We start from the raw sequence: 23,888 nt of genomic DNA, 5'->3' as shown, positions 1-23,888 counted from the left end.
CCATTCAAACAAATAAAAAAAATGGGATGAACTGTAAAACAGATCACATACAATTGATGATAAATACTGAAAGAAAAACAATTACAGCAGCTTGTCTTTAAACGCTTTTGCTACGGCCTCGCTTTTAGAATTGACGTGGAGCTTCTCGTAGATCTTTTTGATATGACTTCGAACAGTATCAATGGAAATAAACATTTCGGAAGCGATCATTTTGTAGCTATATCCATCAACCAGTAATTGCAGTACCTGTTTTTCCCGATCACTTAAATTGTAATCATCGTTTTGCGAAGTGTTCACCTGCGAAAACATTTTCAAAACCTGCGTTGCAATGGATGCCGTCATTGGTGCACCACCGCTTGCTGCTTCCTCAATATATTCAAGTAATTTGGCGGGAGGTGTTTTTTTCAGCACATAACCATTGGCACCGTTTCGTATAGCTTCAAACACATTCTTGTTATCATCAAAAACAGTGAGCATTAATATTTTCACATCGGCATTACGGGCTCTTATCTTTTTCAATCCTTCAATGCCATTGGTGCCGGGCATATCAATATCCATCAGGATCACATCAGGTTTCCAGGCATCCACTTCATCGGTTACGTTATCGCAATTTTTATAGGAAGCCAATACTGTAAATCCATCACTCCCGTCAATCAACATTGTAAGACCTTCACGCAGCTGCGGATTATCTTCATACAGCATTACTTTTATCATGTTGTTATTGTTTATACAAATTTAATATTAACGCCGGCACTACCAATCACATAAACATGTGCTTGTTCATCAGAACCCTCGTCCGCCTGTCATCACTGCATATACTTTCGGTACAAACCTGCGTAACACACTCCCTGCCCAAATACAAAAACAAAGTGTAATGAATGGCACCAGCAGGTAACAAAGCAACCGGTAATAAGTAATCATTGAAGTATTCATTAAAGCCCATTTCATTACATAAGGCAGCAACGGTACATGCATACCAAATATAAAAAACGAAAAACCGCTGGCATAGTTAAACCACTCTTTCTGCGTAAACCATTTGATCACTTTATCAGCTCCAAACCACATGGCCATGATACCTGCAAGTACCGATGCCTGGTAAATGATAATGAGCGGAATCCATGACGACCACACATTGGGTTCCAGCTCAAACGCCATGAATGTTTTTACAACAGATAACCCAATAAAAAGTATCAGCGCCAAACCAAGACTGAACCACTTCGGTTCTGCTTCAATGGAGAAATTCCGTTTCTGGATCCAGACACCTACTGAAAAGAAAAACAATCCCCTGAAATCAATAAATGGAAGATTGACGACGGTAATAAAAAACAGAATGAATGTAAATGGCAACCAGATATAAGGCAGTTTTATCACCAGCCAACGAATGGCAGGATAAAACAGGTTGAAGAAAAACAATGTTAGAATAAACCACAACTGGTAAGCGATGGGCCTGAAGATTAAACGCTCAAGCATTCCGGCCCAGCCAATGGAAGTATATGGACGGTTATCGCCCAGCTGATCAAGTGCAGATGCTGCCACCACATTTGCTGTATATGGAAACTGCTGCAACAGAAATGTGAACAGTAATCCAAATACACTCCAGATAAAATATGGAATGATCAGTGTGCGAAACCTGTTCTTTACCTGTTGTTTATACGGCCGATGATCGTACGTGGCATATAAATAACCGGAGATCATAAACAGCATGGGAATGCGAAAACGCAGTAACCCATTTGCAACAAAGTATTCGAAAAATGTAGTGAAGGTGAGCGGCTCTTCAACTGTACTGTACGGGGCGAGATACGTCTCATTTAAGTTATACCCATGCACATACGCCAGCAATGCTATACATACAAATGTAAAGAATCTGAATTTCTGACTGAGTGAACGGGTCATTGCAGTTAATTAAGTGGTACTGTTAATCGCACTTCAGTTCCCTCTCCTTCTGTTGACGTAAGTTGAAGCTTTCCATGCAGCGCATCGGTACGCTTTTGCATATTGCCCAGGCCATTTCCTCCATCAGCAACTTTTACATCAAAGCCAACACCATTATCTTTTACCAGTAAAATAAGTTTCCTGTTCTCAACAAACACATGCACAATTGCTTTGCTGCACTTTGAATATTTGGCTGCATTATTCACAGCTTCTTTAAAGATGAGGAAAAAATCCCTCCGTCCCTCCATATCGATCTTTGCCTCATTTACTTCCTCGCTTGCTTTAAACTCAAGATCAATTTCCTTTGCTTCAAATACATTAGTTGCAAACTCACGCATGCGTGCCACTACTTTCTGCATGGTATCATTTGCAGGTTTAATAGCCCACACAATATCATCCATTGCTTCCATCATACGCTGACTGTTATCGCTGATCTTATTGATGTACTCACCCGTCTTCCTTGCATCCGAATTCAACTTTGCTTTGGCCATTGAGCTAAGGATGTTGATGGTACTGAGTGTGCTGCCCATATCATCGTGCAAGTCACGTGCTACACGATTACGGATCTTCTCAACTGCAATCAAACGGTTAAGACGAAGCCTGTGCATACTGTAAGCCACCAATGCCACAACTAACAACAGTGTTGAAATAAACCAATATGTTCGCCAGAAAGGAGGTTTAATATAAACGTGCAGGCTGCTGATGTTTTTCGATTCCATTCCATCAAGACTCTCAGCTTTTACTTTAAAAATGTAATGGCCCGGTGCCAATGCTGTAAACGGAACAGATAAACGATCGGCCCTTATCCAGTCATCGTGCAGGCCTTCCATTTTATAATAGTAAATAAACTTTTCCCTGTTCTTAAAATCAAGACAGGCAAAGCTGATGGTGAAATTATTCTGATCAGGCATCAGCCTTACCTCAGGTAAACGTTGTAATGAATCGAGTAACTGGTATTGATTGCCCAATAAAAAATCAGTTAACGTTACATCAGGCGGCGGGCTACTCCTGCGAAACACTTCCGGTTTAAAAAACAATAAACTGTTTACTCCGGTAAACATCACATAACCTTCGCTGCAGATATAATCAGCTTTATCAGTGATCTCTCCCATTAAAATACCATCCTTGCTGCCATAACTTGTAAAGCGTTTTCGTTTATGATCGTAGCGTGACAGGCCTTTATGTGTGATGATCCAGAGATACCCATTTCTATCGAGCCTTAAACGTTTAATGGAGTTTGAAGGCAATCCTTCACGCCATGTAACCTGCTGTACTTCACCTGTTTTTTTATTGATGATATTGAGCGCTTCGGTTGATGCATAAATGATACTATCGTTCAACTGTTCAAGATCAGTGCAGGTGTTAGCGAATAACTGCCCATCGCCTTCGTCTGAAGTATAATGTTGTTCAACTTTATCTGTAATAGTATTGATGGCATATACTCCTTTATCATGTGTTGCTACCCATGCCCAGCCTTGCTTGTCAATTAAAATTTTATAAATGATGGCACCTTGCCCAAGATCAAGCACAAGTTTATAATCCGTTCCATCATATTTAATAATGCGGCCGGCCTGTGTACCAAACCACAATCTATTTTGATTGTCTTCCACAATATAACGTACCGTACGATTATCAAAAATTTCCGGGCGCTGATACTCCGTTTTACCTGTTGCAGGATCGTAGATCATTAGCTGGCCGCTCTGGCAACCAATAAATATTTTTCCTGTTGCCTTTTGCTGACACATGCTCCAGGTTAAACGATAACCATTGGCAGTACCAGCATCCATTGAAGGCATAGCTTTATAAAGCGGCGAGGGATATGGTTTGAAATTTTTAGTGAGTGTAATGATGCCTTTACCCCAGGTGCTCAACCAATAATCACCATTCTTCAATTCCATCAGATCAGTTACGCTGTAATAACCGGGCAAATTGGATAAATAAACATTGGCGATATCTGTGGAGAATGCTGAGGTATAATACAACCCCTGATCTGTAGCAATCCATATCACTCCATCCATATCTTCATAGAGCTGGTTCACTACACCATAACGGATGCCGTAATTATCGAGGTACTGTGTGCGGTGAAGTTCAAAGCTTTTATTGATCGCATCGCTTCTGTTATCAAGACTATAGAGATTGCCCAAACCATAGATCCATAAAATACCGCTCTTTGTCTGGTAAAAATTTCTTAGTTCGGCGTAAGAGGTATTAACTCCTGCAAGTCCTGCAGTATCATTCAAAGGGTACTTACCCGAAGCATCAAAACAATGAAACTGTTGCGAACCGCCCCAGTTAAACACCCAGTGCCTTCGTTGCTGATCAATATAAATTTCAGAAACATTTGATTGCACATTCTCATTGTTCAGTAAAGCAATGTTTGCCGTATTAAAATTCCTGTTCCACATTTGCTTGCTTGCTTCATCGTACACCGCCAACCCGCTGTCACAAACGATCCAATATTGTTTTTTCAGTTTATCATGAAATGTATTGAAGGTAGATTTCCATTTCTTTGGTAAATTATTGAGTGGCGTATTCTCCGTAAAAGCATTCACCGTTTTATCGTACCGTAATATTTTTCCGTAATGATGAATACTAATATACGTTTCGCCATAAGCATCCTGCCACATTCTGAACTCGGAACGTGGCGGCATTGTTGAGGATGTTTTGATGGGCACTTTACGATAACTGTAAGTAGAGGGATTGAAAATACCGAACTCCTTAACTGAATAAGCTGCCAGCCACATGCTGTTACTATCGGCCGGTAATATCTGGTTTACTGTAACTGTGGGTAAGGGATCGCCTTTTGTACCATCGGGACTGAATGTAACAAACTTAGCACCATCAAACCGCTGCACACCATTACTGCCGCCCACCCAGATATATCCTTTTTTATCCTGGTAAATACTGAAGATGACATTTGATTGCAGACCAATACCATCATCGGTACTTATCCGGTTGAATGCATAAGAAAAACGTTGTGCCGAAAGCGGAAGCACAGCTAACAGGAAAAAAACAAAGGATACAATTACTCTCATGCGGTTGTTACTTCTTCAAATGTAAACAACCGTTTCAATATTCTGCAACCCCGGTAATAAAACCACATGATTATGTGATGGCATGGCTGTAACCGTTTTAAAATACAGTTACAGTAATGCTTTCAGCCGACACACTACAATCCCACTTCGCCTCCACAACATGTTTATGCGATTGTTTTCGCCTTTCCGGAGATGCATCTTTGTATCGTTAAACTAATCATCAAAATGGCTGTAAAGCCAAAAACCTTATTATCATGAAACAATTATTTATCCTGTTCATCAGTGTACTTACAATGGCCACTGTTGCAAAAGCAGAAAACATTACAAGAGAAATGGATTTGACCGCTTCTGTTTACAGTATTGAAGTGAACGACGACATTAACGTTGTTCTTACACAAAGTACCGATAAAAAACTCCGCATCACAGGTGAAGAGAAAGACAGCAAAGCAGTATTGCTTGATCAGAAAAATGGTCGTGTGCGCCTTGTCAGCAAAAAAGGTTCACTCAAAAACAAGGTTACTGTTTATGTACCAGTACAGAACCTGCTCAAGCTCGTTATCAACGGAAAATCTTATGTACGCAGCAACGGCGTTATTGCATCAAAAAATTTGCAGGTAACAGTTGCAGGCGAAGCAAAAGTAGAGATTAACAATCTAGGCGATATTGCTTTTGAAGCAGATCAGGATATTGATCTGCAGATCAAAAAATGGCACACTTCATACAACAGACAATAATCTCCTGTATCATCAAATGAAAACCATCTGCCCATGCAGATGGTTTTTTGTTATTAGCATAAACCGGTTTATTCATGGTTTACTACAGTTCACTCAACAATAAATGCTGTTCACATATTTATGCTATTGTGCAGGCTTATACGCTATATATATTTGTTCTGTGATTGATTGATCACAAACAACATGAGATGAGACATAAAAATTAACGAGCAATTTATAGCAACCTGCGAGTTTAATTTTTATGGCGAATAACATGTGGCCAAAGTCAAATAAAAAAGAATCACATGAAAAAAGGTATATTGATGGTAACAGTACTGGCGGCCTGGTTCCTGGTAAAAAACCCGGAGTATATGCAACTGGTAAAAAGGGACAACACAACCCTTCATGCAAAAGCAATGGTGTTTGCAAAAACAGTAAAGCAAGACCTGTTTCAGTTTACTACCGTTCATTTGCCTGGAGTAAAAATAAAAACAAACAATAGCAAGCATAAAACACAATCCTGCTTATTGCAGGTAACCAATGACAAACATTTGTTTAACCATGAACCCTTATTAATCGTAAACGGCCTTTAAAAAACACTTCTTCGTTATTAGTCACACCTATAATTCTTCAGTCTGATCTTGAAAGACACAGCCGCCCCGTAAGGCGGCTTTATCGTTTGCGTAAACAAATTTTTTCAACCCTTCAATTCTTTTTATCTTTCGCTCCACGATTGCCTGCCTTAAAACAGGATTACTATGTCATTTTCACATGCAGCACGGCTGCAACAGTTTAAGAACCTCGTAGGGATCAGATTTCAACTCTACAACAGTTTGTTTACATCGCTTCCGTTTCATCGTATTGAGCGGACGGGTATTTTATTGTCTTTACTACTCAACAACAGTGAAGATGGGTATAAGAAAAAACTCAGCCCGGTTGAAATACTTGAAGATTTCTTTACCCGACACACCGTGTATCAAAAAGAACAGGAACAGATCGATCTGCTCTTTCGCTTTGTGCAATATGCCGAGCGCCAGATCGTGTTGTTTGATGCATTGGAAGATGCTTCGTTTCGTGAAGTGAACGATATGCAGGGTTCAGGTTCATTGAAACAGCTTTTTAATGAAGTGCAGATAAAGCACAAAGAAAAAGAACTGGAACAAAAGCTGAACGATTATTGCATCCGTTTGGTACTAACGGCACACCCTACCCAATTTTATCCGGGCTCTGTGTTGGGTATTATTCATGATCTGTCGAAAGCGTTGGCTGATAATAATGCAGGACTCATCAATACATATTTACAACAGCTGGGTAAAACGCCTTTCTTAAAAAAACAACGCCCTACCCCCTACGATGAAGCGGTAAGTTTGATCTGGTATTTAGAGAATGTATTTTATGTAGCTGCCGGAAAAATTTATACATCTATCAAAAATCAATTACAGTTAGGGATTGATTTTAACCAGCCATTGATCCGTATGGGTTTCTGGCCCGGTGGCGACAGAGATGGCAACCCGTTTGTAGTAACAGATATTACCTTGAAAGTAGCAGCGTTGTTACGTGGCTCCATCATTAAATGTTATTATCTGGAAGTACGTCGTTTAAAACGCAGGCTTACGTTTACAGGAGTTGATGTGTTGCTTGCCGGGCTTGAAAAGAAATTGTATGATAACATTTTTATCCCCGGTCATACAACCAGCTTAAGCAAAGATGAAATACTGGCAACGCTGTTTGAGATCAGAAGTATTCTCATTCACCAGCACAATGGTTTGTTTCAACAATCAGTTGAGCAACTCATTAACCGTGTGCAGTTATTCGGTTTGCACTTTGCTTCATTGGATATTCGCCAGGATAGTTCCGTACACAAACAGGTATTGGCAAACATTGCAGCAAAAGACAGCAGTGTTACTTTTCCTTATTTGCCGGCTTACAAAACCAACCAGGAAAATAAAGCCACCGATGAATTGGTGAAAGAAACATTGGATGTAATGAAAAACATCCGCACCATTCAGCAGGCAAATGGCGAAGATGGTTGTAACCGTTACATCATCAGCCAATGTACCAGTGCTGAAAATGTAATGGAAGTATTTCAACTGTTACTGTTGAGTGGATGGAGCAAAGAAGTATTGCCGATTGATATTGTGCCTCTGTTTGAAACCGTGGAAGATCTGCAACAGGCTCCCAAAGTAATGAAAGAGTTGTATGAGAACGAAGTGTATAAAGATCACTTACAGCAACGCAGGAAACAGCAAACCATCATGCTTGGTTTTAGTGATGGCACAAAAGATGGCGGTTATCTCATGGCCAACTGGGGCATCTTCAAAGCGAAAGAAGAACTCACCCGTATTTCAAGCGAGTATGGATACAATGTTGTGTTCTTTGACGGACGTGGTGGCCCTCCTGCACGTGGTGGTGGTAAAACCCATCGCTTCTACGCATCAATGGGTAAACAAATTTCAAACAAAGAAATCCAGTTGACTGTACAGGGACAAACTGTAAGTTCAAACTTTGGTACACACGATTCGGCACAGTTCAATATTGAGCAACTGCTCAATGCAGGCATCAGTAATGATCTGTTCTCTTCAACAAAAGCATTGCAGAAAGAAGAAGAAGCTTTGATAGTTGAAGTGGCAAAGAAAAGTTTTGATGCTTATGTTGAATTGAAACAGCATCCTTACTTTATGCAATACCTGGTTGATGTGAGTCCGTTGAAATATTACAGCGAAACCAATATTGCCAGTCGACCTGCAAAACGTGGCGGCTCTTCACGTCTTGAATTGAAAGACCTCCGTGCCATTCCATATGTTGGTGCGTGGAGCCAGATCAAACAAAACGTAACGGGTTACTATGGTGTGGGTACTGCATTAAAAGCATTAGACGATCAGGGACGTTTTGCAGAGTTCAAACAGCTGTATCAAAATTCGCTCTTCATTAAAACACTCATGGACAACTGTGAAATGGCAATGAAGAAATGTTTCTTCCCGTTAACAGAATACCTGCGTGATCATCCGGTGTATGGAGAGATATGGCAGAAGATCTATAACGAATATGAACTCACGAAAAAATATGTATTACTGCTGAGCGGCAATACTGAGCTGATGGAAGATTACCCGGTTGAACAATTGTCCATTCAAATGCGTGAACGTATTGTAATGCCACTCATCACCATTCAGCAATATGCAATTGCCAAATGCAGGGAGATGAATGAACGTGGACAACAATCGCCACATAAAGCAGCCTACGAAAAACTCATCATCCGCAGTTCATTTGGAATTATTAATGCGGCGAGGAATTCGGCATAAGGGATTTAAGTTTTGAGATATTGAAAATCCGTGTACAGGTTGTACACGGATTTTTTTGCTTTGAGCATTGTGAAACACCGAACTAAAAAGCATAATGTAAGTGAGGAAAATCAGAGAGTAGAAAACTAACATTTCAATATGAGTTGTGTATATTAGCTTATTAGTGCTAAGGCGTGAATAGCTAACAAGCATACAATTAGTCAAAGAAATTTAACATTGTTAAGACAGACAAATGCCAGACAAAACTTTCGTAGAAGAAATTAAGCAGACAAAAAAAACAAAACGAACATTTGATGACTATCTGAACTACTTCATTTTCATATTTCCTTTCGGGTTTATTTATATTGGTTTTTCTATTGCATTTGGATATTTCAAACATAATCTAGAAATTCAACAATTATTAATTTCTATTATTCCAATTTCATTTGGACTTTTATTTGCCTACTTTACTTTAAAACGGCTGAATGAGAATATCACATTTGAAATAATTGAAAATAAAAAAAACCTTGAAATAGACAATTTGAAAACAGCTCTAGAGAATAATTTTCGAATAAACGACATTTACATTGATGAAAAATTAGGTTTCATTGAAGTATTGACTAAACTGACTGGATTTTCTTGGGGAGAACGAATTACAATCATAAAAGACGGAAACTTATATTTAGTTAACAGCAGACCAAGTGGCACAAGTCAACCTGTAACAATTATTAAAGACAGAAAAAACATTAAAAAAATCAGAAGTATACTAACTGAATAATATCTCGCACAGGCGCAAGTGTATGCTTGTGCCATTAAACTCTCTTCATTTATTAGCATCAATACTTAATCAATCGTACCTACGGCACGAAAAAACACTTCCTGATTTTATCTACCGACCTGTTGTACCTGACGGCACAAAGACAAAACTGCAAATCAAAAAAGGATTACCTGTTCTTGTTTTCTTGAAGTAACTTGTTTTCCACTCAAGAACATAAAGCCTTTATGCCTTCAACAGACACGCAAGTTCCACAAATCACCCTCGATCTCATTCAAACATTGGCTATCGCCGGTCTTATTTTCTTAACAGGCATGCTGCTCAAAAAGAAAATACCTGTTTTTGAACGACTCAATATTCCATCCGCCGTTTTAGGCGGATTGGTTTTTGCTGCTTTCAATCTCATTGCACACGACAGGTTCCTGAATATACAGGTGAATACATCCATGCAATCATTGTGTATGATGCTGTTCTTTACTTCCATCGGAACAAATGCAAGTTTTGGATTATTGAAAAAAGGAGGAAAACAGGTGATGCTGTTTCTGTTAATTGCATCTGCCTTCTGCGTGATTCAGAATCTGGTGGGCATAGGCGTTGCAACGTTATTTGGTGTACCGAAATTGTTTGGCGTAATGGCCGGCTCTGTAACATTGGTTGGCGGACCTGCAACCGGTTTGGCATTCTCTCCTTTGTTTGAAGAAATGGGATTAAAAGGTGCTGAAACAATTGCCATTACTTCTGCCACATTCGGCATTGTTTTCGGAGGATTACTTGGTGGGCCAGCAGCCACATTCCTGATCAATAAATTCAACTTAGAGAAAGATGCGAAGAAGAATCATATGAAAAGGAAAAGCTTAACTACTGAAAAAGATGAGCTGCTTGGTGTTGATATTACACATGAAAATTCAGGTTTCACCATCAGCCTGGTAAATATCGGTATCATCATGGGCCTGGGAAGTGCAGTAAGTTTTCTTATTGCAAAAACCGGCATCACACTTCCTGCATATATCGGTGCCATGATCGTGGGTGCAGTATTCAGAAACATCAACGATCAAAAAGAATGGACAGTACTGGATCAGAAAACCATTGACTTTGCCGGTGGCATTGCATTGAATATTTTTCTCACCGTTGCGTTAATGGATCTGCGGTTATGGGAATTGTTTCATTTGGCATTACCACTTTCAGGAATACTCATTGCACAGGTGATCGTTGTTATTTTATTTGCACTCACTATCACCTTTGTAGTGATGGGAAAGAACTATGAATCGGCTGTAATGTCAAGTGGATTTATTGGATTTATGTTGGGAACTGTTGCCAATGCAATGGCGGTGATGAAAACAATTGTAGATAAACATGGTGTTGCGCCAAAAGCATTTCTTGTGGTTCCTTTGGTGGGTGCTTTTTTTATTGATTATATCAATGCACTTGTTATAACTGTGTTTGCCAATTTTTTGAAATAAAGGAATTGAGCTCTGGCAATAATAAAACTATCTGTACGATCCGGATGAAAGTTACGCTTCAGAAGATTTATTAACTACCATTCGAAAAGCAAGAATATAAGTTTCAGCGTTTCCCCTAATTCCAATCACCTGATTCCTAATTCCCTTCCCTCCCTCCCAACTATTTCTGTATTTTTGCCCGTCTTAAAAAAGCACTATGAGTAAAGTACAAGTAGGGTTGGTGCAAATGAGCTGCACAGCCAATAAAGAAGAGAACCTGCAAAAGGCAATTGCCAAAACAAGAGAGGCGGCGGCTAAAGGCGCACAGATCGTTTGTTTGCAGGAGCTGTTTACATCGCTTTATTTCTGCGATGAGGAGAACTATGATAATTTCCTGCTGGCCGAAGCCATTCCCGGTCCGTCGACAGAAGCATTGTGTGCTGTGGCGAAAGAACTCGGTGTGGTGATCATTGCTTCACTATTCGAAAAACGTACGCAAGGATTGTATCACAACACCACAGCGGTGTTGGATGCTGATGGCACTTACCTCGGCAAGTATCGCAAAATGCATATCCCTGATGATCCTGCGTATTATGAGAAATTCTATTTCACACCAGGTGATCTCGGCTATAAAATCTTCAAAACAAAATTCGCCAACATTGGTGTACTCATCTGTTGGGATCAATGGTATCCTGAAGCAGCACGTATCACTGCATTGATGGGAGCAGAAATATTATTTTATCCAACAGCAATTGGCTGGGCAACTTCACAAGATGAAGCAACGAACACAGAACAATACAATGCATGGCAAACGATGCAACGAAGTCATGCAGTTGCAAACGGCATTCATGTGGTGAGTGTGAATCGTGTTGGCTTAGAACAAAATGGTGCGATGCAATTCTGGGGAGGCTCGTTTGTAAGTAATCCGTTTGGTACGCTGTTGTACAAAGCAACACATACCGAAGAAGAGGTGTATGTGCAGGAACTGGATCTGAAAAAAACAGATCAGTACAGAACGCATTGGCCGTTTTTACGTGACAGAAGAATTGATTCGTATCAGCCTATTACGAAACGGTATATTGATGAAGATTAAACTGTTCATAGTTGATGGTTCATAGTGCATAGAATCAACCATCAACCATGAACTATTAACAATGAACCATGACCTCAAAACTTACTCCCAAAGAACTCGGATATTCTTTCCCGGCAGAATTTGCAAAACATGAAGCCACATGGTTAAGCTGGCCGCATAAAGAAGCAAGCTGGCCCGGAAAAATTCATACCATCTTCCCCTATTACGCACAGTTCATCAAAACACTGGCGTTAAGTGAGCAGGTGCGTATAAACGTTGCTGATGAAGCGATGAAAAATTTTGCATTGGGTCATTTGCAAACAGCAGAAGTTGATCTGAGTAAAGTTGAATTCTTTTTTCACCCCACCAACGATGCATGGTGCAGAGATCACGGACCGGCATTTCTCATCAATCCAAATGCAGAGCAGAAAAAAGTAATTGTTGATTGGGGCTATAATGCATGGGGTGGAAAATATCCTCCGTTCGATCTGGATGATGTGGTACCAACATTAATTGGTAAGCATTATAATATCCCTGTGTTCAATCCAGGCATCGTCATGGAAGGTGGTTCTGTTGAGTTTAATGGCAAAGGCACGTTGATGACATCAACAGCTTGTTTGTTAAACCCGAATCGTAATCCGAATTTGAACCAACAACAGATCGAGGAATATCTTATCAACTATTATGGTGTTGAACAAATACTGTGGATCGATGAAGGAATTGTAGGCGATGATACCGATGGACATATTGATGACACGGTTCGTTTTGTAAATGCAGACACCGTGCTAACAGTGATCGAAGAAAACAAAGCCGATGAGAACTATGATCTTCTTCAGCACAATTTAAAACAGTTGCAGCAAATGCGTTTGCTTAATGGCAAACAATTGAATATTGTTGAGCTGCCCATGCCCGATGAGTTGGTATATGACGATCAACGCCTTCCCTGCTCTTATGCAAATTTTTATATTTCGAACAAGCACGTGATTGTTCCAACCTTCCGTTCCGCAAAAGATGAGAAAGCGTTACAGATCATTCAGCAATGTTTTCCTGAACGTGAAGTGGTTGGTATTGATTCAACAGAGATCATCTGGGGGTTGGGAAGTTTCCATTGTTTAAGCCAACAGGAGCCGGCTGTATAATCATTCATTTAAAATACATTAGAAGGAAACAATGTTCAGGCGTTGTTTCCTTTTCTATTTATATAAAATTGGCTCACAGATTACACTGATTTGCACAGAAAAAAATCTGTGAACATCTGAGAAATCAGTGAGAAAGAAATCTCTCAAAAACGAAAAACCTCCCGTAAATACGAGAGGTTAATCGATTGCCCACTATAGAAAGAGCGGGCCTGCCATATATAAAAAAGGAAACTAAATAACTTTAGATCCTCCCTTAAAAACTTACTACGGCAGCTAAAATAAATGAGCCCGTACTTTTTTGTGATGGTAATACGTCGCTGTTCTTGAAATAGATAGGATCTTTTGCAGCATCTAATCTGAATTCAGGAACGATCATGAGACCCGGCACTGGTTTGATATTGAATGAAACTGTACCTGCAGTTACCGGAGAACCACTGAGGTATCCGGTAACATCATCCTTGTCAGAAAAATGTTCTCCTCTGAGTGTAATACCAAATTTATCTGTAGGGTCGATATTAACATACAATGCAGTGCCCCACCATGATACATTAGGGCCAGCTGCTGAAGGGTCAACTGTTTTGTAAGCAGCATCAAGGCCAAGCCCAAACTTACTGGTAACAGGTGCCAATACAGTTAAACCAATCTGGTTAACGTTGTTATCTCCCAGATCTTTTCCACCAACATAATTGAGGTATGCACTTACAATGTCAGATGTTTTGCTCACTTGTGCAATTACATTCTTTTTTGCAAATGGAGCAGAGATATAATCAGTTGGGTTTGCAACACCCACCATTAAACCAAAGCCGCCACCTAAGGAGAAATCAACTTTCAAACCAGTATGAGAGAATGGACCATAAGAGAACAAATGACTCATGCTGTAGTTACGGTTGAGCTGTGGATCGAGTAACTCGTAACCCATGTGAGTAGCCCATTTACCCATTGTGAATTTCACTTTATCAGAAGGAGCATATGTTACATAAGCTTGTTTAACTGCAGCCAGAACGCCTGTTTCGTTGTAAGAAAATTCAGCAGCACGTGTACCAAAACCAAGATCGGCAACTGCCCCGATTTTTCCTTTTGTATAATCAAACTTTACTGAAGCCATACCCAGCTCAAATGAATTGTGTGAGTTGGTGAAGCTGGTGAAATTATTGATTGAGGGTACATCTTTTGCGTTATTAAAATTGTAACGGTAGTAACCATCTACTGAACCGGTAATCTTAAGCGTGCCTGTTGTTGAATCCTGGGCCTTTGCAGTTAGAAATAATGACGAACATACGATAGCTAATGCAGAAATTTTTCTTAACATTGTAGTATTGCTTTTAAGTGTTAATAAGGGTACAGCAGATGTATTGCGTCAACAATGCATCATTATGCTGTACCTTTTTTAGTTTGTGATTGTTATACTTTTCGGGCAGAGAATATAGCTTACTCAGCAGTATTTGCTACTTCTTCTTCTTTCATTGCACCATTCTTGGATACCAACAAAGTTCCTTGTAAGTACTTCTCGTTATGCTGTGTTGCATCGAGACCAAGTTCTTCTTCTTCTTCAGTTACACGCATTGGAAGAATGAAGTTGATGAATTTGAAGATGAGGAATGAAGCGGTAAAGCTGAATGCCACAACAATACCTAACGCCTTCAACTGTGTGAAGAAGAATTCAGGATTGCCATAGAATAAACCGTCGTTACCGGCAGCATTCACTGTTTTTGTTGCAAACAAACCTGTCATGATCATACCCACCATACCACCAATACCATGGCAAGGGAATACGTCGAGTGTATCATCAAGACTTGATTTTTGTTTGTAATAAACAGCAATATTAGAAATGATGGCTGCTACTGCGCCAATGAAGATACTTTGAGGAACTGCAACAAAACCAGCTGCCGGTGTAATAGCTACAAGACCGACTACGGCGCCAATACAGAAACCGAGAACAGAAGGCTTTTTACCACGCACAACATCAAAGAACATCCAGCTTAAACCTGCTGCTGCTGCTGCTGTGTTAGTTGTAGCGAATGCTGAAACTGCAAGACCGTTTGCACCTAATGCAGAACCTGCATTAAAGCCAAACCATCCAAACCATAAAAGCCCTGTACCGATCAAAACGTAAGGAACGTTTGCCGGTGGGATCTCTTTATTTTCAATGTGTACTTTTCTACGCTTTAATACCAATGCACCTGCAAGGGCAGCACAACCTGCTGAAATGTGTACTACTGTACCACCCGCAAAATCAAGAACACCCCATTTGAATAAGAATCCATCAGGATGCCAGCTCCAATGCGCCAATGGTGCATACACGAGCAAACAGAACAATACTGTGAACAGGATGTAAGAAGTGAAACGGATACGTTCAGCAACCGCACCCACTACCAGACCCGGGGTGATGATCGCAAACATCATTTGGAATAAAGCAAACAATGCAAGCGGAATGCTTGGAGCCAAACTCCAGGGAGCACCTGATACTACGTCTTTAAAGAAAAGGAATGTGGTTGGGTCGCCGATAAAGCCGCCTTGTGACTGGCCAAATGCAAGACTGAACCCAACTACTACCCAAAGAACACCTACAACGCCTGCTGCTACCACACTTTTGATCATGGTAGAGATCACGTTCTTACGGTGTACCATCCCGCCGTAAAAGAAGGCAAGACCTGGGGTCATTAAGAATACTAAAGCAGTTGCTACAATGATCCAGGCAATATCTGCCCCATTGTAAACACCTTCTTTGTCTTCAAATGCTGAAGCAGCCGGAATAAAGAGCGCTGCGATGGCTACTGCCGCCAGAATAAGGAAGGGGGCAATTTGCCGGGGGGTTACTTTTTTAATCATGGTCGATCGATTTTTGGTTTAGATATTAATTAATTATTTAATTAATTATTATAAAACTAAACTACATATAAAAAACAATAGCAACGGTTAGTTTTTTTCACATTTTATATTTTATAATATCTACTGAATGGCAATAAAAAAACAGGTGCAAGTTTTTGTTTTTCAACAATTTGCACCTGTTTATACCAGTTGGGCATCATTAAATACCCACTTTAAAATCTCTAATTAAATAGCATAAAATGTAGCTGTTTGATCTTTTGTTTCCAATAAAGACGTTCCGGATAGAAATTCGTCCACTTTTCTGGCACATTCTCTTCCTTCACTGATTGCCCAAACAACCAGTGATTGACCTCTGCGCATATCACCTGCTGTAAACACTTTATTGATGTTGGTCTTATATTCCTTCTCTGTTGCTTTTACATTTTTACGCTCATCTAACTCAACTCCCAATTGTTCAAGCAAACCAACATATTGTGGGTTTACAAAACCCATAGCCAGCAAAGCAAGTTCACAAGGGATGATTCGTTCACTGCCTTCTCTTTCTACAAATGATGAAGGACGACCATCTTCACTGCTCTTCCATTCCAGGTCAACGATCTTTAATGCTTTTAGATTTCCATTTTCATCACCAATAAATTCCTTTGTGGCGATGGCCCATTTACGATCAGCACCTTCTTCATGTGAAGAGGATGTTTTCAATGTCATTGGATAGGTAGGCCAAGGCATAAATGCTGTTCTGTCTTTTGGTGGCGTTGGCATCAATTCAAACTGTGTAACAGATGCTGCTTTGTGACGGTTGCTTGTACCAACACAATCGCTACCTGTATCGCCACCACCAATTACCACTACATTTTTACCTGTTGCAAAAACATCTTCCGGAAGAATATTGCTCTCTATAGCAGCATTTGCTAAAGGATCAAGTTTTGCATTACGTTTATTCTGTTGCTTTAAGAATTGCATGGCGAAATATACTCCCTTCAAGTCACGACCTGGAACATTCAGATCTCTTGGTACAGTAGAACCTCCTGCTAAAACAATTGCATGGTATTCACGCAACAGATCGTTTACACTAACATTTACACCCACATTGGCATTACACTTAAATGTTACACCTTCATCTTCCAGCACTTTCAACCGACGATCGATCACCCACTTTTCTAATTTGAAATCAGGAATACCATAACGCAACAAACCACCAGCCTGATCATCACGTTCAAATACAGTAACTGTATGACCGGCATAATTTAATTGTGCTGCCGCAGCAAGTCCGGCAGGACCACTGCCAACAACTGCTACTTTTTTACCAGTACGTTTGTTGACCTTTTTCGGTTGTACAAATCCTTTATCGAAAGCAATTTCAATGATATGCTTTTCAATTTCTTCAATTGCAATGGCAGGTTGATTGATACCTAACACACATGCAGTTTCGCATGGCGCAGGACAGATCCTTCCTGTAAACTCAGGAAAATTATTGGTAGATGAAAGAATATCATATGCTTCTTTCCATTCCTTACGATACACTGCATCATTGAATTCAGGAATAACATTACCTAAAGGACAACCATTATGACAGAAAGGAACACCGCAATCCATGCAACGTGCACTCTGCTGGTTGAGCTTTTCATCAGGATAACGATTTACAAATTCATTGTAATCATTTACCCTTTCTTCCACACTCCTTTTAGTTGGAAGTTCTCTTGTAAATTCTAAAAACCCGGTTGGCTTACCCATGAGAACGATTTATTTTTTCCGTTTCTTAGTTACTGATAATTATTTTCCGACTGTGATTGTTTGTTTGCTTTTCAGCACCACTTTCTTATAATCAGAAGGAAATACTTTTACAAAATGATGGAGTTGATTTTCAAAATCATCCAACACAAATTTTGCAACAGTGCTTCCTGTGTATTCATAATGCTTACTGATCATTTGCTTTAACTCAACTGCATCTTCATCACTCACCGGATCAAGATCAACCATTTCTTTATTGCAGTTCGTTGCAAATTTTCCTTTTACATCATATACATAAGCAATACCACCACTCATACCTGCAGCAAAGTTGCGGCCCGTATCTCCTAGAATCACAACTCTTCCACCGGTCATGTATTCGCAACCATGATCACCAACACTTTCAACAACTACACTAGCACCTGAGTTACGAACAGCAAAACGTTCACCGGCTTTACCACGAATAAATGCTTCACCATCTGTTGCACCATAGAATGCAACGTTACCGATGATGATATTTTCTTCAGGTGTAAACGTTGATTGCTTTGGCGGATAAATAACCAATCTTGCACCGCTTAATCCTTTACCGAAATAATCATTTGCATCGCCTTCCAGTTCAAGTGTAACACCTTTGGTATTGAATGCACCAAAGCTTTGTCCGGCTGTGCCAGTGAATTTGAAATGAATGGTATCAGCAGGCAAACCTTCAGCACGGAATTTTTTCGTGATCTCGTTTGATAAAATTGTACCGGCTGTACGATCTGTATTTTTTATTTCGAATGACGCAGTTACTTTTTCTTTATTCTCTAATGCAGGTTTTGCAGCAGCCAATAATTTCCAATCGAGCACATCTGCTAAACCATGATCCTGTTCTTCGGTGCAATACAAACCTGTGAATTCAGAAGCAGGTTCTTTGTATAAAATTGGCGACAGATCAAGCTTGCTGAATTTCCAGTGATTGATATTCTCTCTCATCTGTAAACAATCAACCTGGCCAATCATTTCATTTACAGTTTTGAAACCAAGTTCTGCCATGATCTCTCTTAACTCCTGCACCATGAAGCGGAAGAAATTCACCACATGATCTGCATTACCTGTAAAACGTTTACGTAATTCAGGATCTTGTGTTGCCACACCAACAGGACATGTATTGAGATGACACTTACGCATCATGATACAACCTTCAACAACAAGAGCTGCAGTTGCAACACCCCACTCTTCTGCACCAAGTAATGCAGCGATAGCAATATCACGACCGGTTTTCATCTGACCATCGGCCTGCACAACAACACGACTACGTAATTTATTTTTCACCAATGTTTGATGTGCTTCAGCCAAACCAAGTTCCCAAGGAAGACCGGCATGTTTGATCGATGAAATTGGTGATGCACCTGTACCGCCATCATGTCCGCTGATCAATACCACATCAGCTTTCGCTTTTGTAACACCGGCAGCAATGGTACCAACACCTGCTTTACTAACCAGCTTCACGTTGATACGTGCAGCACGGTTTGCATTCTTGAGATCAAATATTAATTGAGCAAGATCTTCAATTGAATAAATATCGTGATGCGGAGGCGGAGAGATCAAACCAACACCAGGTGTTGAGTGACGTGTTTTACCGATCCATTCATCAACTTTATGACCGGGCAACTGTCCACCTTCACCAGGCTTGGCACCCTGCGCCATTTTAATTTGCAATTCATCAGCTTCTGTGAGATACAAACTTGTTACACCAAAACGTGCAGATGCAACCTGCTTAATTGCAGAACGCATGCTATCACCGTTTGGCAAACGATCATAACGTCTTTCATCTTCACCACCTTCACCGGTATTGCTCTTTCCACCTAAGCGGTTCATCGCAATAGCCAATGTTGTATGCGCTTCCCAGGAGATAGAACCAAAGCTCATAGCACCTGTAGCAAAACGTTTGTAAATAGCTTCAGCAGATTCAACTTCATCAATACTGATGGCAGGACGATTGCGCTTAAACTCAAACATACTTCTGAGTGTTGCCGCTTTTTCGCTCTGATCATTTACATGCTTTGTATATTTTTTGAACGTTGCATAGTCATTCATCTTGGTTGCATATTGCAGCAAGTGAATAGTAGTTGGGTTAAACAAATGGAATTCACCTTTGCGTTTCCATTGATATACACCACCAACTGGCAAACGATCAACAGGTACATCTTTTTTGCTGAAAGCAAAGTAATGTTTCACCAATGCTTCTTTTGCAATTTCTTCAAGCCCGATACCTTGTATGCGGCTTGTTGCGCCGGTGAAATATTTATCAACCACTTCCTGGTTCAAACCAAGAATTTCTAATATCTGTGCACCTTGATATGATTGCAAAGTAGAGATACCCATTTTAGAGAATACCTTCAACAAACCATCACACACTGCTTTCACATAATTCTTACGTAACGCTTCCCACTCAAGATTTGTTTCAAGTGAACCGTTCACTTTCATATTACGTATTGAAGCCAACGCTAAGTATGGATTAATAGCTGTTGCACCAAACGCAAGCAAACATGCAAAGTGGTGAACTTCCCACACATCACCGGCTTCTACAACAATACCAACCTGTCCACGTAACCCTTTACGGATAAGATGATGATGTACTGCAGCAGTTGCTAACAAAGAAGGAATAGCAGCATGATCACTATCAACAGCACGATCGCAAAGGATCAATACTTCAAAGCCATCATTCACTGAATCTTCTGCGTAACGGCAGATACGATCAAGACCGGCTTTCAATGAACCTGGTTTGCCATCTGCACGGAAATAGATCTGTATCGTTTTTGCCTGGAACTTACCAGTATCAATACTTCTGATCTTTTCAAGATCACTGCTGGTAAGAACAGGTTGTTTTAACGCAACTGTATGACAATGCATCGGATCTTCTTCCAGCAAATTTCCGTTGTTACCAACGAAAGCAGCAAGACTCATCACCATGCGTTCACGAATAGGATCGATCGGCGGATTAGTTACCTGTGCAAATAATTGTTTGAAGTAAGAAGTTAAATGCTGCGGTTGATCACTGAGTACGGCCAACGGCGTATCAGTTCCCATTGAACCAATTGGTTCTTTACCATCAATGGCCATTGGCTTAATGATGGTATCAATATCTTCAGTAGAGTAACCGAATGCTTTTTGATACTTATGAATATTTTCATCACTGAGATGTGTAAACGCAACACGTGGCTCAGGCAATTCTTCAAGACGGATCTTATTTTGATTCAGCCAATCTGCATATGGTTTTTGTGAGCAGATGGTTTGCTTCAGTTCTTCATCACTGATGATGCGTCCCTGTTCCATATCCACCACAAACATTTTACCCGGATGCAAGCGACCTTTCTTCACAATTGTTTTCGGATCAACCCATACAGTTCCTGTTTCACTTGCCATGATCACACGATCATCGGAAGTAATGCAGTAACGTGAAGGGCGAAGACCATTACGATCTAATGTGGCGCCGATAATTTTTCCATCAGTAAATGAAATGGAAGCAGGACCATCCCATGGTTCCATGATCGATGCATGGTATTCATAGAACGCTTTCTTCAAAGGATCCATCTGATCGTTATCATCCCATGCTTCAGGGATCAACATCATCATTACATGTGGTAATGAACGGCCGGTCATTGCCAGCAATTCGATCATATTATCCAGACATGCAGAATCTGACTGACCACCTGTTACAATTGGCAACAACATCTCCATTTCATCTTTCGTGAAGTTGGGAGAAGTGAAACCATGCTCACTTGATTTTAACCAGTTGAGGTTACCTTGCAATGTATTGATCTCGCCATTATGTGCAATGAAGCGGAATGGCTGAGCCAATTTCCATGAAGGAAATGTATTGGTAGCAAAGCGGCTGTGCACCAAACCAAAAGCACTCACCACTCTTTTATTATTGAGATCAGGAAAATAACCACGCACCTGTCCGCTGGTCAATTGTCCTTTATACACAACTGTTTTATAAGAAAGTGATGCAATGTAAAAACCAATAGCATCTTTCTTAACAGTGCTGTTAATTAAATGCGATACGTGATTACGTAACACAAACAACTTGCGTTCAAACTCATCAGGGTTTGTGATATGGTCAGGACATGCAACAAATACATGTTCCATCTCAGGTTCAACACTCAATGCTGTTGGACCAATACCATCAGGATTCACCGGCACTTTCCTGTACGTCAAAATTTCCAATCCCAGCTTTTCAGCTGTGCGATTGAAAATATCTCTGCACTCTTCACGGAGTTTTATTTCCTTGGGGAAAAACAAAACGCCCACGCCATACTTTCCAAATGAGGGAAGATGAATACCCAGCTTTAAACATTCTTCAAAGAAGAACTCATGTGGAGTCTGGATCATAATACCTGCACCATCGCCTGTATTATTTTCACAGCCACACGCACCACGATGCTCCATGTTTTCCAACACAGTTAACGCATCACTGATATGCTGATGTGATTTGTAGCCTTTAATACTCGCTACGAAGCCGATACCACAAGCATCGTGTTCAAATGCCGGGTTGTATAAACCTTGGTTGCCTGCCATTCTACATGCAAGTTTTGATGAAAAATATTATTCAAGTCAGGTTTTGAAACCTGTAATAGCAAGCAATCGCTTAAAATTACCAAATAAAACAACTAACACCTGTTGTAGCATATGTCATATTTCTAACAGAAATATCACACCAGGTAACCAAACAGGTTGTCGTTCTTATTCAGTTCCGTAAAGTTAATCTGGTACTTTTTCATATTGGCTATAAGGGCATCATAGTCCGTCCTGCTCCGCAGCTCCACTCCCACCAATGCCGGACCTGTTTCTTTATTATGCTTCTGCATGTACTCAAAACGTGTAATGTCATCATTTTCACCGAGTACATAATTTACAAATTCTTTTAATGCACCGGGACGTTGTGCAAAACGGATAAGGAAATAATGTTTCAGCCCTTCATACTGCAGACTTCGTTCTTTGATCTCCTGCATGCGGTCGATATCATTATTACTTCCGCTTACAATGCATACAATCACTTTTCCCTTGATCTCATCTGCATAATCATCCAAAGAAGCTATACTTAATGCCCCGGCTGGCTCAACTACAATGGCATCTTCGTTATAAAGCTTCAGAATCGTTGAACATATTTTTCCTTCGTTAACAAGGTGCATATCGTCCAACACATCCTTGCAAATGCTGAAGGTCACATCGCCCACACGTTTTACCGCTGCGCCGTCTACAAAGCGATCAATGTTTTCTACTGTTACCGGATGACCCGCTGCCAACGCTTCCTTCATTGAAGGAGCACCTTCGGGCTCGAGACCAATAATTTTTGTCTTGGGTGAATAAGTTTTAAAGTAAGAGCCAATGCCTGCACTTAAACCACCACCGCCAACAGGAATGAACACATAATCAATCTCACTTTGTTCTTCCAATACTTCAACGCCAACAGTACCCTGCCCTTCAATGATCCGCAGATCATCAAAGGGCGGGATAAATGTTAAGCCATTTTCTTCTGTATAAATTTTAGCTGCTGCTGCACAATCATCAAACGTGTCACCCACCAAACGCACTTCAATAAAATCCTCGCCAAACATTTTTGTTTGTGTGATCTTTTGATTAGGCGTTATCACCGGCATAAACACCACACCTTTTGCATTAAGCTTTTTACAACTGTATGCAAAACCTTGCGCATGATTACCGGCACTTGCACAAACAACGCCTTTTGCTAATGTGTCAGCAGGCAAACTGCTCATCATATTATATGCACCACGAATTTTATAGCTACGTACCACCTGCAGGTCTTCCCGCTTGAGATAAACCTTGCATTCATATTTCTTCGACAGACTTCGGCTTAACTGCAACGGCGTTTTGTGCACTACTTTTTTAATACGCAGTGCAGCGCTGGTGAAATCAAGCTTTGTATCGTTCGAAGTTGTATGCAT

15 protein-coding genes are annotated in these 23,888 nt (G+C 40.4%); 7 read left to right on the top strand and 8 right to left on the bottom strand.

The window, feature by feature from the left end; translation table 11 throughout:
• Positions 1-81 precede the first annotated feature (81 nt).
• The 3 genes from VK159_RS17875 to VK159_RS17865 all read right to left on the bottom strand — a co-directional run bounded on the left by VK159_RS17875 (position 82) and on the right by VK159_RS17865 (position 4,967).
• Positions 82-714 (bottom strand): response regulator transcription factor, encoded by a 633-nt coding sequence (locus VK159_RS17875; protein ID WP_324231531.1) that lies wholly within the window; start codon positions 712-714, stop codon positions 82-84.
• Positions 715-783: 69 nt separating this feature from the next.
• Positions 784-1,893 (bottom strand): acyltransferase, encoded by a 1,110-nt coding sequence (locus VK159_RS17870; protein ID WP_324231530.1) that lies wholly within the window; start codon positions 1,891-1,893, stop codon positions 784-786.
• Between the two features lie 5 nt (positions 1,894-1,898).
• Positions 1,899-4,967, bottom strand: a complete 3,069-nt coding sequence (locus tag VK159_RS17865) for a ligand-binding sensor domain-containing protein (RefSeq protein ID WP_324231529.1) — start codon at positions 4,965-4,967, stop codon at positions 1,899-1,901.
• A 254-nt stretch (positions 4,968-5,221) separates the two neighbouring features.
• On the opposite strand from VK159_RS17865, the gene VK159_RS17860 reads away from it, so the two are divergent.
• From VK159_RS17860 to VK159_RS17830, 7 genes are all read left to right on the top strand, one after another.
• Entirely contained in the window at positions 5,222-5,701 is a 480-nt protein-coding gene (locus VK159_RS17860; protein ID WP_324231528.1) for a GIN domain-containing protein, read from the top strand.
• A gap of 284 nt (positions 5,702-5,985) precedes the next feature.
• Positions 5,986-6,273, top strand: coding sequence for a hypothetical protein (locus VK159_RS17855; RefSeq protein WP_324231527.1), 288 nt, complete (start codon positions 5,986-5,988; stop codon positions 6,271-6,273).
• Positions 6,274-6,438: 165 nt separating this feature from the next.
• Positions 6,439-8,979 (top strand): phosphoenolpyruvate carboxylase, encoded by a 2,541-nt coding sequence (locus VK159_RS17850; protein ID WP_324231526.1) that lies wholly within the window; start codon positions 6,439-6,441, stop codon positions 8,977-8,979.
• A 232-nt stretch (positions 8,980-9,211) separates the two neighbouring features.
• A complete protein-coding gene (locus VK159_RS17845) occupies positions 9,212-9,736 on the top strand; it encodes a hypothetical protein (protein ID WP_324231525.1) in 525 nt (174 codons plus the stop codon).
• Between the two features lie 224 nt (positions 9,737-9,960).
• A complete protein-coding gene (gene gltS / locus VK159_RS17840) occupies positions 9,961-11,193 on the top strand; it encodes a sodium/glutamate symporter (protein ID WP_324231524.1) in 1,233 nt (410 codons plus the stop codon).
• A 196-nt stretch (positions 11,194-11,389) separates the two neighbouring features.
• On the top strand, positions 11,390-12,265 hold the full coding sequence (locus VK159_RS17835; protein ID WP_324231523.1) for a carbon-nitrogen hydrolase: 876 nt from the start codon (positions 11,390-11,392) through the stop codon (positions 12,263-12,265).
• A gap of 68 nt (positions 12,266-12,333) precedes the next feature.
• Entirely contained in the window at positions 12,334-13,383 is a 1,050-nt protein-coding gene (locus VK159_RS17830; RefSeq protein ID WP_324231522.1) for an agmatine deiminase family protein, read from the top strand.
• A 253-nt stretch (positions 13,384-13,636) separates the two neighbouring features.
• Here VK159_RS17830 and VK159_RS17825 read toward each other — a convergent pair whose 3' ends face one another.
• The 5 genes from VK159_RS17825 to ilvA form a co-directional block, all read right to left on the bottom strand.
• A complete protein-coding gene (locus tag VK159_RS17825; RefSeq protein WP_324231521.1) occupies positions 13,637-14,692 on the bottom strand; it encodes a porin in 1,056 nt (351 codons plus the stop codon).
• A 119-nt stretch (positions 14,693-14,811) separates the two neighbouring features.
• Positions 14,812-16,212 (bottom strand): ammonium transporter, encoded by a 1,401-nt coding sequence (locus VK159_RS17820; protein WP_324231520.1) that lies wholly within the window; start codon positions 16,210-16,212, stop codon positions 14,812-14,814.
• 225 nt (positions 16,213-16,437) lie between these two features.
• Positions 16,438-17,943 (bottom strand): glutamate synthase subunit beta, encoded by a 1,506-nt coding sequence (locus VK159_RS17815; RefSeq protein ID WP_324231519.1) that lies wholly within the window; start codon positions 17,941-17,943, stop codon positions 16,438-16,440.
• A gap of 39 nt (positions 17,944-17,982) precedes the next feature.
• Positions 17,983-22,500, bottom strand: a complete 4,518-nt coding sequence (gene gltB, locus VK159_RS17810; RefSeq protein WP_324231518.1) for a glutamate synthase large subunit — start codon at positions 22,498-22,500, stop codon at positions 17,983-17,985.
• 134 nt (positions 22,501-22,634) lie between these two features.
• Positions 22,635-23,888 carry a threonine ammonia-lyase gene (ilvA, locus tag VK159_RS17805; protein ID WP_324231517.1) on the bottom strand — a complete coding sequence of 418 codons (1,254 nt, stop codon included), beginning with the start codon at positions 23,886-23,888 and terminating at the stop codon, positions 22,635-22,637.

Origin of the sequence: Lacibacter sp. (genome assembly GCF_035299325.1) — a bacterium.
In the GTDB taxonomy this organism is placed as follows: Bacteria; Bacteroidota; Bacteroidia; order Chitinophagales; family Chitinophagaceae; genus Lacibacter.
Note: the sequence above shows the minus strand (reverse complement) of the source record. Positions and strands in the feature narration are given on the sequence as shown.